The sequence below is a fragment of the Nitrospirota bacterium genome, from assembly GCA_016212215.1.
In the GTDB taxonomy this organism is placed as follows: Bacteria; Nitrospirota; 9FT-COMBO-42-15; order HDB-SIOI813; family HDB-SIOI813; genus JACRGV01.
In genome coordinates, this window is sequence record JACRGV010000139.1 from 1 (window position 1) to 11,689 (window position 11,689).

The window sequence follows — 11,689 nt, forward strand, 5'->3', positions numbered from 1 at the left end:
CCCCCCCAAGCCCCCCCTTGTTAAGGGGGGGAAAGTTCCTTTGGTGCTCAATGGCCAACGGCAATCCCCCCCTTTGTTCAAGGGGGGGCATGGGGGGGTTATTTTCGGATGAACCGTCATGAGCGGGGCGCTCACAAAGGGCCATGAAAATCAGCGGGACAAGAAAGTCCCGCCTATCCTCGTAGATATGGATAGGCGGGGTTTTCCAACCCCGCCGGAGGTTATTTTCGGATGAACCGCAAATTATAGCGTTTTGATAAACTTATTATTGAAAAAAGGAGGATTGAAAAATGGAATGTACAATCAGAGAGAACAACGGCAAGGCATTAGTTGAAGTACATGGAGACCTGGATAATGATGATGCTGCAAGGAAATTCAGGGAGACCATGTATGAGGTACTGACCTCAGGGAAAAAAGAGGCGATCATTGACATGAATGCAGTAGAAAGCATCAACAGCCACGGTATTGGAAAACTGCTTTTATTTTACAAAAAGTTCAAAGACATCGGCGGTGATCTCAGGATAACCTCTACCCACGGGCATGTAAAAGAGGTATTTGAGACATTGATGCTGGATAGGTTGTTTAAGATTGAATAGGAGGTTAATTAATGGCAAAAAGCATTCTCGCGGTTGATGACTCAGTAACTATGCGGCAGACAATAGCAACAACCCTTGAAAAAGAGGGTTATAACGTAGTACTTGCAAATGACGGCAAGGATGCCGTGTCAAAATTAAACGGCAGCAGGTTTAACCTGATTATCACAGATATTAATATGCCGAATATGGATGGGATCAGCCTGATTAAAGAGATAAAGAAACAGGCATCACACAAATTCACACCAATAATAGTTTTAACTACAGAATCACAGCCTGAGAAAAAGGAAGAAGGGAAATCCGCCGGGGCAACCGGCTGGATCATAAAACCGTTTAAACCAGAACAATTAATTGCTGTGGTGAAGAAGGTATGCCCGTAAAGACAGTGGATAGTGAATGGTGAATAGTTAATAGAATTTAGGAACAAGACACATAAGACCCCCTCACCCGCCAGGGGAGAGGGTGCTAAGTTTATTCCCTCCCCTTCAAGGGGAGGGTTAGGGTGGGGATGGGGTTGTTTTCGAGGAAAGATTCAGGAAAGGCACTATGGAAGATATTGAAAAATTAAAAGAGACTTTTTATTCAGAGGCGGATGACATATTAAGCAATCTGGATGAACTCCTGCTCCAGCTTGAACACAACCCCGGTGATAAAGAGACGCTGGATGCCATCTTCAGGAGTATGCACACACTGAAGGGGACATCCAGTATATTTGAATTCCACTCTATTGAGAAACTTGCACACGCATGTGAAGACCTTCTTGATCTCATGAGGAAGGAGGAGGTTGGTGAGGTAACATCTGAAAAGATGATAGATACACTTTTCACAGGTTCTGACCAAATAAAAGAGATTATCACTAATATCCAGAACGGCAGTGAACAGAATAATGTTAATTATGAAAATACAGTAAACGAAATACGGGCATTACTTCCGAAAAAAGAACATATTGAAGTAGTCCAGAAAAAGGCATCTGATGAGGGGATGAACCGGGCGTTTATCAGGACATTGGGGAAAGATGAACGAAGCACCATCATTAACCAAATAAGAGAAGGCAGGCAGGTATATCAGATTTCTATCGCACTTAGTAAATATTGTTTCTATAAAGGTATGGACCCGCTTGTGCTCCTGAAAAACCTGACGTTCGGCGGTGAGGTGCTGTTAGTCAGGTGTACAACTGAACACATCCCATCCCTTGAAGAAATTAATCCTTATATGCTCTATCTTGATGATATCTGGATGGTATTCTCTACTACGGAAACCATAGATTTTTTGAATGATATATTCGAGTTCGCACTTGCAATAGGTGATATAACAGTACATTTATTAACAGAAGAAGAATTGACCTCTGTAACCCCTATAGAATCTAAAAGCCCCGCAAATAAAGAAGATGAATGGGGCATGTCAGACGATAGCAGAGAAGTTGAATCCGGCCTGCATGAAACTGTGACATCCTCCATTGGGCTAAAGAATATATTCCTTGAATTCATGGAAGAGTCTAATTCGTATATCGAAGACATTGAATCTTCCATTTTAAAATTAGAAAAGGATAAGACAAACCTTATAATTGTTAATGACATATTCAGACCATTCCATACTATAAAAGGAAATTGCGGGTACCTCGGATTTAAGGAGCTGGGCCATTTATGCCATTCTGTTGAGACACTCCTCGATAATATTAGAAACAGTACCATTGCCGTCAATCAGATAATCATTGATACCTTACTTGAAACAGTGGATGCGGTTAAAAAGCTCCGTCTAAACCTGCCGCAAGGTATATCTGCAAAATTTGGACTTACGGATATTGAATTAAGCAAATATCCGGCACAGGAATCAATAAGCACAAAACCCTTATTGCACAGGATTAATTTCTTATCGAATCTTAATTCTGCCCAGCATATAAAAGAAAACACCCCTAAACTCGGAGAAATCCTGCTTGCAACCGGGGACATTAGTGAAGAGCAGTTAAATAAGGCCCTGCGTCTTCAGGAAAGAAAACTTGGTGAGATATTAGTTGATGAAGGTATTTTACCTGAAGATAAGGTAAAGAGTGCATTAGAGATACAGGAGCTCCAGAAGGCAGGCACAAAAGGTCCGGCAAATGCAATAAAGGTTGACATAGAGAAGGTAGACTGCCTTGTAAATCTGGTAGGTGAACTTGTAATAACCCAGACATTGATAAGCCAGAACTCTTCAATCACACAACTGTCAGGGCAGAGCGTCAGCAAAGACATTGCCCATCTTGGGAAGATTACCAGAGACATTCAGGACCATGTTATGTCAATGCGTATGATGCCTTTAAATCAGACCTTCCAGAAGATGATGAGGGTTGTAAGAGATACGGCAAAAAAGGCAGGTAAGAATGTAGAACTTATAATATCAGGGGAAGATACAGAATTAGATAAGACTGTGATAGAGGAGGTAAGCGATCCGCTTGTACACATATTGAGAAACTCTGTTGACCATGGAATAGAAACACCTGAAGCGAGAAAGAATAAAGGGAAACCTGAGAAGGGGACTGTGCATCTCAATGCATTCCACAGGGGCGGGAATATTGTTATAGAAATAAAGGATGATGGAAAGGGATTAAACAGGGAAAGGATAATTGAAAAGGCCATTGAGCGTGGTTTGATAAATGATCCTACGGATGTATCTGAACAGCAGATATACCAACTGATATTCTATCCCGGATTTTCAACAGCAGAGAAGGTCACGGACATTTCAGGAAGAGGTGTCGGGATGGATGTGGTACGGAAAAACATAGATAAACTCCGAGGCCGTATAGATATACAGAGCAAAGAAGACCAGGGGACAACCATCTCTATAACACTTCCGCTTACACTCGCAATTATAGACGGAATGGTTGTCCAGACCGGAATAGAAAGATATATAATCCCCACACTTTCTATAGAAGAATCATTAAGACCTAAAAAGGAAGAGATAATTACGGTTCAGGAAAAAGGTGAGTTGTGCAATCTCAGGGGGGCATTGTTACCGATATTGAGGCTTAACAACCTTTACAATAAAAAAGATGACCATAAAAATCCATGCGATGCACTGCTGGTTGTTGTAGAGAATGATGGAATGCGTGCATGTATCCTGGTAGATGAGCTGATAGGACAACAGCAGGTCGTTATCAAGACTCTTGGTGACACATTCAAGAATGTAAGAGGCATTGCAGGAGGCGCCATTCTTGGTGACGGCAAGGTAGGGCTTATTTTGGATGTACGTGGGCTGATAGAAGCTTCTTTATATGCAAAACGATAATAACTAAGAGGAGGGTAAGAAGATGCAGATGACAGTAGGAAAAAAACTCATATTAGGCTTTGGGAGTCTTGTACTCCTGATGGCCATCATAGGTATCGTAACAACTATTATGGTATCAAAGACTGGTAAAATCACCGAGGAAACCCTGGACGTACGTTACCCAACTGTACTCAACTCATCCGAAGTCTTAACTCATTTGGAAGGATCATTGGCCGGATTGAGGGGATACCTGTTAACAGGAAATCCTCAATTCAAGGAAGACAGGGGAACTGCTGTTAAAGAGATGACAAACCATTTGAAAAAACTTGATACATTCTCACTAAACTGGACTGTCCAGGCGAATAAAGACAGACTAAACAAGATAAAAGACATGACAGAAGATTTTATTACAATCCAGAAAGAGGTAGAGACAATTGCACATACAGACGCCGGAAACAGGCTTGTTGATAATAATGGGAAAAATATGAAATATGATGTATTTTTACTGGCAACCAAGGCTGCACCGCTTGCAAAGCAGATACGTGAAAACCTGAATGAGATGATTGATAACCAGCAGACACTTATGGAGCAGGATAAGAAGGCTACCCTTGCCCTATCTAATAAAACCGAATTCCTCGCAATTCTATTTTCAATAATTGGTATAGTAGTCGGTTGTGCAAGCGCACTCTTGTTATATAAGAACATCAGGAGGCTGCTCTCAACCACTGTTAATGACCTTACTGACACTGCTAACCAGATGTCATCTGCATCTTCTCAGGTCTCCTCCTCCAGTCAGTCGGTTGCTCAGGGTGCAACAGAACAGGCGTCATCACTGCAGGAGACCTCAGCTACACTTGAGGAATTGGCCTCTATGTCAAGACAGAATGCTGATAATGCAAAACAGGCCAATCAGCTTGCGCAGGAGACCAGAAGCTCTGCTAATGAAGGTGCAAAGTCAATGACAGAATTAGAAGGGGCAATGTCTGCCATTAATGATAGTTCAGACAAGATCTCAAAGATTATAAAGGTTATTGAAGAGATCGCATTCCAGACAAATCTGCTCGCACTAAATGCTGCAGTAGAGGCGGCAAGGGCCGGTGAGCATGGAAAAGGATTTGCTGTGGTTGCAGAAGAGGTCAGGAACCTTGCACAGAGGAGTGCATCTGCGGCAAAAGATACCGCATCTCTTATTGAAGAAAGCGTAGACAAGATAACTAACGGGACAGAGATTACAAAAAAGGTAAGCGACTCTCTCAATAATATTGTTACCAATGTAAAGAGGGTAACAGACCTTGTGGCAGAGATTGCAGCAGCGAGCCAGGAACAGGCTGAAGGTGTTAATCAGATGAATACTGCCGTTAACCAGATGGACCAGGTTACACAGCAGAATGCAAGTTCAGCAGAACAGTCTGCTGCTGCAAGCGAAGAGTTGTCGGCACAGGCAGAGAGCCTGACAAAGATAGTGGATGACCTATCTCAAATAGTTGGGGTATCAGATGAGGGGACAACCCATAAATATAAAGGATTAACCCAATCATTTACAAAGAAAAAACAGCATGAAAAACATGCCTTTGCAGGCACATCATCACGGAGTGAACATTCTCAGCATAAATCTGCAAAAAAGGCATTACATGATAACACTCAAACAGATACTATCCCAATGGATGACGAATCATTCAAGGGATTTTAATAAGGGGGATAATACATGGATACTGCATTAGAAAAGACCAACAGCTCAGATGTCTCAGCCCTTGAAGGAAAGTATCTGACATTTGTGTTGAATCATGAAGAGTACGGGCTGGAGATACTGAGGGTTCGGGAAATAATCGGACTCATGGATATAACACCGGTCCCGCAGGTACCACATTTTATAAAGGGTATTATAAACCTGAGGGGAAAGGTTATTCCTGTAGTTGATTTAAGGCTTAAATTCGGGATGCCTGAGATAGAGTATACAAAAGAGACTTGCACCATAGTTGTTGACATAGAGAATCGCTTAATGGGCATTGTTGTTGACACTGTCTCAGAGGTACTTGATATAACTGCTAAAGATATAGAACCAACCCCTTCCCTCGGAAGCACAATTAAAACAGACTTTATACTCGGAATGGGTAAGGTTAAAGGGAAAGTAAAGATACTGCTTGATATAGATAAGGTGCTTACACTTGATGAGTTGGGTGTGGTGAATACTTAATAGTAAGCAGTAAACAGTAAGCAATGAGCAGTAAAAGGCAGGTATAAATCTGCTACCTGCTTACAGCTCACTGCTAACTGGAGATTATTTTCAAATGAACCGGCATGAGCATTCGGTTCACAAAGGGCAATGAAAACCCCACCCTCACCCGGACCCTCTCCCTGAGGGAGAGGGAGCTATGTTGATTCCCTCCCCTTCAAGGGGAGGGGTAGGGTGGGGATGGGGTTGATTCTCACATGAAAACATTTGATCAAATAATTAAACCTGCAATATCAAATTTTGAATGTTTCTCTGATCATATAGAAATATCTGATCAGGAATTCGAGATGTTCAGGGGCTTTATCTACTCTAACGCCGGAATCAACCTGAATTCTACAAAGAAAAACCTTTTGCAGACACGCCTGATTAAACGATTGAAACAAACTGAATGTGAGTCTTTCTCCCAGTATTTTAGATTGATCAAGAATGACTCTACCGGTGAAGAGCTGATTGCAATGCTTAATGCAATCTCAACAAATCTTACTAGGTTCTTCAGAGAGGAAGAACATTTTAAATTCCTTAAACAGACAGTACTCCCTGCCATTATAGCAAACAAACGGAAAAAAGATGATCGCCGGATAAGGATATGGAGCGCGGCATGCTCCTCAGGCGAAGAGCCATACACACTTGGGCTTACCCTCCTTCCACTAATTGAAAATCCCCTTGGATGGGACATTAAGATACTTGCAACTGACATATCAACAGATATCCTGAAGAAGGCTTCTGAGGGCATATACGAGGAAGAAAAAGTAAGTGATATCCCGAAAAACCTGCTTGAAACTTTTTTTACTAAAGAAAAGATTGAAAATAAAACCTGTTATTATGTGAAACCGTTGCTCCATAATATTATAACCTTCCGCAGATTAAACCTGATCCAGGATAATTATCCATTTAAGGGAAAATTTGATTTTATATTCTGCAGAAATGTAATGATATATTTTGACAAAAAGACACAAGAAGGAATCGTTAATAAGTTTTACAATTATCTTGAAGACGGCGGCTACCTGTTTATCGGTCACTCTGAAAGCCTGAATGGGGTTAAATCTCCTTTTAAATATATAAAGCCTGCTGTTTATAAAAAAGGAGGAGAGTAAGTATGTTAACCGGTATGAATTCAGTCAGAAAGATTAAGGTGTTGGTGGTTGATGACTCTGCTGTTGCGAGAAATATTCTTGTAAACGGGTTACGTCAGTTTCCATTTATAGATGTAGTAGGTTCAGCCCCTGACCCGTATGTTGCAAAGGACAAGATTATACAATTGCTGCCGGATGTATTAACCCTTGATGTAGAGATGCCGAGGATGGACGGGCTTACCTTTCTAAAAAAGATTATGGAACACCGCCCCATGCCTGTGGTAATGGTAAGCTCTCTTACCAAACGCGGCGGAGATTTAACTATAAGCTGTCTTGAGTCAGGGGCGATTGACTTTATCACCAAACCTGAGATTGACGTCTCTGATGGGATTGAAAAGATGGTAAGCACTCTTGCTGAAAAGATAAAATTTGCATCAAAGGTCAAAGTAAAAAAGGTTGGGGCATCTGAAAATAAAATGGGTCAGGTAAAACCTGTTGTCTCTTGTGCAATGATTGAGACGACAAATAAGATTATTGCTATCGGGGCATCAACCGGCGGCACAGAGGCAATAAAGCATGTCCTTGAAAGAATGCCTGCTGATTCACCAGGGATTGTAATTACACAACACATGCCGGAAAAATTTACAAAATCCTTTGCAGAAAGGTTAAACAGACTCTGCCATATTGAGGTTAGGGAGGCTGTACATGGTGACAGCGTGATCCCAGGTCTTGCACTTATTGCCCCTGGAAACTTTCACATGCAGTTAAAAAGAAGCGGGGCAAGATATTTCATAGAGACACAACAATCCCCGCAGGTAAACGGCCACCGTCCTTCAGTTGATGTTATGTTTGAATCAGTAGCCAAATATGCCGGCAGTAATGCTGTCGGTGTTATCCTTACAGGAATGGGTGCTGACGGTGCAAAAGGCCTGCTGGCAATGAGAGAAAACGGTGCAAGAACCATTGCACAGGATGAGGAAACAAGTGTGGTATTTGGTATGCCTAAGGAAGCAATACTTCTTAATGCCGCTGAAAGCATCTCCCCAATTCAGAACATTGCAGATGAAATATTTAAACTGCTTAGTAAAGGGATTCCGGTGGCTGTGGGGGCATAGTATGGCCTATCATGAGCCTCCAGCACTCAAAGGATGATGAAAATAAGGCCCCCTCACCGTGCCCCCCTCCTGCCTCCCCCCGCAAAGGAGGGGGGAGGAATTTGGTAGGAATTTAATTGCAGCTCTCCCGCCGGGGGAGAGGGAGGCAAACGTTTATTCCCCCTCCCTTGACGGGAGGGGGTTAGTGGGAGGGTGAGCTATGGAGATTGTTGGATGAACCTTGACAAATACCGCCAGATTTTCTTTGATGAGACCTCAGAGGAACTCAATTCCCTTGAGAGCCTTGTCCTTGAGACTGAGAAAACACCTTTTGATATAGACGCGATAAACTCCATCTTCCGTCTGTTTCACCGCTTAAAATCTTCATCAGCAATGATGGGACTTCATAATTTCAGTGAACTATCTCATCAGGCAGAAGATTTATTATCAATTATTAAAGAAGGTAAAATCTCTGCAGACAAGACCGTTATAAGCATCCTTCTTTCTGTTATTGATGCTATGCGAAAGCTTATTAATATGGCAGAATCAGGGAATTTAGCAGGTTTTCAACCTGATGAGCTTATATCTCAATTAAATGAAATATGTACAGTTGCTGAGAATAAACCCCACCCTCACCTTAATCCTCTCCCTGAGGGAGAGGAAATTTCCCTCCCGGATACTGATTTGAGGAGGAACAGTGTACCGCTCATAAAGGACATCGAAAATTCCCTCCCCTTCAAGGGGAGGGTCAGGGTGGGGATGGGGTCAGCGCCGGATGAAGTATCAATAACACAGCCGCACCACGGCCTGAATGTCATCAGAATTGATGAATCTGAGCTTAATGATCTGATTGATATGGCAGGTGACCTGATTTCCACGATATCAGAATTGGATAGAATAACTGATTATATTGACCGGATATCTTCAAATAAAGAGATACAGGATGTTAATCACAGGATTAATTATGTAAAAAGGAAGGCAGATAAGCTTTCAATAAACATACATAACAGGCTATTGGGAACCAAGATGGTACCTGCAGGTGATATGTTTGAACGGCTTAAACGTGTTATACACGACCTTTCAATTAAAACAAATAAGTGCATTCAGGTGCTTATAAACGGTGCAGAGATAGAATTAGACAGGGCAATTGTTGATAAACTATTCAATCCATTGCTTCATATTGTTAGAAATGCAGTAGATCATGGAATTGAAGATGATGAAGTACGAATCAAGAGCGGTAAAACTCCCATTGCTGTAATTACACTGTCTGCATCACTTGAAGGACATTTTGTAACTATAACAGTTGAGGATGACGGCAAAGGGATTGATATAGAAAAGGTTAAAAATGAATTAATAAAAAGGGGAATTGCTGATAAAAATGAGATAGATAAAATAAGTGAGAAAGAGATTATAGATTACCTGTTCATACCTGGATTCAGTACAAAAGAAGAGGCAACAGATATATCCGGCAGAGGAATGGGGCTTGATATTGTAAAAGAGAATGTAAAAGAATTAAAGGGAGAGATAGCAATAATCCCTGTAAAAGCCAAGGGAACTACAGTTAAGATTACCATACCACAGACCTTGTCAATTATTCGGTGTCTACAGGTTTGTATAGGTAAAGAGACTTATTCCATACCATCTGAATCAATTATGGAGATTATACCTTTCAGGGAAAAGGAATTTATGACTGTTAAGGGCCGGCCATTATTACTATACAGGGGATCACCTGTTCCGGTAGCAGACATAGATAACATACTTAATATAAAATCTGATGACAAATCAATATCATCTCATGTAATCATCAGCAAAGAAGAGGTGAAAGCGGCAATACCTGTAAGCAACATCATAGGTGAACAGGATATCCTGATAAAACACCTTGGACAATCATTTTCAGGAGTTGTAGGTATATTGGGTGTCGGTATTTTAGCAGGGGGCAGATTATCATTAATTATGGACACTGATTTCCTCCTGCGAATATATCTTAAAAAAGGGGTGCCTGATGACAGAATCCATGCTTAATAATAATGGCATAGCCAGGTTAGACATGATTGCAAAGGTTGGGGCTGATAAGACTGCCGGTGCACTTTCCAAATGGACAGGAATGAGAATAAAGGCAACAAGCTCCAGTGCATCAATAGTCCATTATTCAAAACTTCTTGAACCGTCATTCTCTCCTGAGGATATTGTTACAGCAATACTTATCCGGGTCTCCGGCAGTATGGAAGGTTACCTTATATTCCTTTTTGATGAAAGGAGTGTACTGACCATTGTTAAGAAAATCCTCCATAAAGAGATTGACACTGTATTGGATTCAGATAATCTGACAATCTCTGTTATAGAAGAAACAGGAAATATAATAGGTACAGCATTTTTAAATACTATTGCGGCAAATTATAATCTTGAAATGTATCCTTCATCTCCGGTCACAGCATCTGACTTGTGTGGTGCAATATTGGAATCTGTAATCGCACAATTTGCAATCAGAGGAGAACACGCATTAAGCTGTCAGATCTCATTCAGTTCAGATGATGAGGAAATAAAAGGTATATTCTCAATGCTGCCGGACGATATTAACGCGTGGAATTCAATATGAAAATTATTAACATTGGCGTTGGTGAACTTGCTGTTTCAACTGAACCCGCTGTCTTCAAGACTATACTTGGTTCCTGTGTAGGTGTTGCGCTATATGCAAACCAGGAAAGGCTCGGCGGATTAATCCATATTTTTTTACCCCGGATGCCAAGGATGAACAACCAGGACGGTAACAGGGCAAAATATGCCGATACAGGTATCCCTCTGTTGATAACTACGATTGAGAACAGATATGGGGTTGCCAAAAATAAACTTGTTGCAAAGATAGCAGGCGGTGCAAATATGTTCCCGTTTAAGAAAATCACATCGCCATTACTGGATATAGGCTCAAACAATATAACAATAGTTAAGGAAACACTTGACCGGCTGAGGATACCAATAATCGAGGAGGATGTCGGGGCGACTTACGGAAGGCGGATAGAGTTTCATCTTGATACCGGGAAATTTATTATATTTAGTGCAAACATGCAGGGGGTATTAAAATGAAGAACAGGATACTTATAGTAGATGATGCAATGCTTATAAGGATGATGTTAAAGGATATCATGGAGAATAACGGATATATAGTAGTGGGGGAGGCTGATGATGCTGACCAGGCTTTTGATGTCTACCAGGAAACACAACCTGACCTTGTTACAATGGATATTACCCTTACATCATCCAGCGGCATAGATGCCATCCGCAATATTTTAAATTATGATAATAATGCAAGGATTGTAGTAATTTCCGCACTTGAACAGAAAAAGGTGATTATGGAGGCTTTGAAGTACGGCGCCAAGGATTTTATTATTAAGCCTTTTGAGGAAGACCGGGTAATAAACTCTGTGAAAAACCTATTGTCGTATGCTTGAACGAGTC

At 41.3% G+C, this 11,689-nt stretch carries 10 protein-coding genes and 1 pseudogene; all 11 read left to right on the forward strand.

Annotation, left to right across the window (positions count from 1 at the left end; translation table 11 throughout):
- The first annotated feature begins 290 nt into the window (after positions 1–290).
- The 11 genes and pseudogenes from HZA08_12705 (at position 291) to HZA08_12755 (ending at position 11,682) form a co-directional block, all read left to right on the forward strand.
- Positions 291–596 (forward strand): annotated as a pseudogene (locus HZA08_12705) (STAS domain-containing protein).
- A gap of 11 nt (positions 597–607) precedes the next feature.
- The gene (locus HZA08_12710) at positions 608–973 is read left to right on the forward strand and encodes a response regulator (protein ID MBI5194283.1); all 366 of its coding nucleotides are present in this window, start codon (positions 608–610) and stop codon (positions 971–973) included.
- A 166-nt stretch (positions 974–1,139) separates the two neighbouring features.
- Positions 1,140–3,857 (forward strand): chemotaxis protein CheA, encoded by a 2,718-nt coding sequence (locus tag HZA08_12715; GenBank protein MBI5194284.1) that lies wholly within the window; start codon positions 1,140–1,142, stop codon positions 3,855–3,857.
- Positions 3,858–4,395: 538 nt separating this feature from the next.
- Positions 4,396–5,526, forward strand: a complete 1,131-nt coding sequence (locus HZA08_12720) for a hypothetical protein (GenBank protein MBI5194285.1) — start codon at positions 4,396–4,398, stop codon at positions 5,524–5,526.
- A gap of 15 nt (positions 5,527–5,541) precedes the next feature.
- On the forward strand, positions 5,542–6,030 hold the full coding sequence (locus HZA08_12725; GenBank protein MBI5194286.1) for a purine-binding chemotaxis protein CheW: 489 nt from the start codon (positions 5,542–5,544) through the stop codon (positions 6,028–6,030).
- 236 nt (positions 6,031–6,266) lie between these two features.
- Positions 6,267–7,163, forward strand: coding sequence for a protein-glutamate O-methyltransferase (locus tag HZA08_12730; GenBank protein ID MBI5194287.1), 897 nt, complete (start codon positions 6,267–6,269; stop codon positions 7,161–7,163).
- A gap of 14 nt (positions 7,164–7,177) precedes the next feature.
- Entirely contained in the window at positions 7,178–8,257 is a 1,080-nt protein-coding gene (locus HZA08_12735) for a chemotaxis response regulator protein-glutamate methylesterase (protein ID MBI5194288.1), read from the forward strand.
- A gap of 192 nt (positions 8,258–8,449) precedes the next feature.
- Complete coding sequence (locus HZA08_12740) at positions 8,450–10,258, forward strand: chemotaxis protein CheA (protein ID MBI5194289.1); 1,809 nt, start codon at positions 8,450–8,452, stop codon at positions 10,256–10,258.
- Entirely contained in the window at positions 10,239–10,832 is a 594-nt protein-coding gene (locus tag HZA08_12745) for a hypothetical protein (GenBank protein ID MBI5194290.1), read from the forward strand. Before HZA08_12740 ends, HZA08_12745 begins: the two co-directional genes overlap by 20 nt.
- Entirely contained in the window at positions 10,829–11,317 is a 489-nt protein-coding gene (locus tag HZA08_12750) for a chemotaxis protein CheD (GenBank protein ID MBI5194291.1), read from the forward strand. The genes HZA08_12745 and HZA08_12750 overlap by 4 nt, the downstream gene beginning before the upstream one ends.
- Positions 11,314–11,682, forward strand: a complete 369-nt coding sequence (locus HZA08_12755; GenBank protein MBI5194292.1) for a response regulator — start codon at positions 11,314–11,316, stop codon at positions 11,680–11,682. Before HZA08_12750 ends, HZA08_12755 begins: the two co-directional genes overlap by 4 nt.
- The last annotated feature ends 7 nt before the right edge of the window (positions 11,683–11,689 follow it).

Bases quoted from the DNA above. Each gene is read 5' to 3' on its own strand.
- HZA08_12725 (MBI5194286.1), top strand. From the start codon at position 5,542: ATGGATACTGCATTAGAAAAGACCAACAGCTCAGATGTCTCAGCCCTT.
- HZA08_12745 (MBI5194290.1), top strand. From the start codon at position 10,239: ATGACAGAATCCATGCTTAATAATAATGGCATAGCCAGGTTAGACATG.
- HZA08_12730 (MBI5194287.1), top strand. From the start codon at position 6,267: ATGAAAACATTTGATCAAATAATTAAACCTGCAATATCAAATTTTGAA.
- HZA08_12755 (MBI5194292.1), top strand. From the start codon at position 11,314: ATGAAGAACAGGATACTTATAGTAGATGATGCAATGCTTATAAGGATG.
- HZA08_12715 (MBI5194284.1), top strand. From the start codon at position 1,140: ATGGAAGATATTGAAAAATTAAAAGAGACTTTTTATTCAGAGGCGGAT.
- HZA08_12735 (MBI5194288.1), top strand. From the start codon at position 7,178: ATGAATTCAGTCAGAAAGATTAAGGTGTTGGTGGTTGATGACTCTGCT.
- HZA08_12710 (MBI5194283.1), top strand. From the start codon at position 608: ATGGCAAAAAGCATTCTCGCGGTTGATGACTCAGTAACTATGCGGCAG.
- HZA08_12720 (MBI5194285.1), top strand. From the start codon at position 4,396: ATGATTGATAACCAGCAGACACTTATGGAGCAGGATAAGAAGGCTACC.
- HZA08_12750 (MBI5194291.1), top strand. From the start codon at position 10,829: ATGAAAATTATTAACATTGGCGTTGGTGAACTTGCTGTTTCAACTGAA.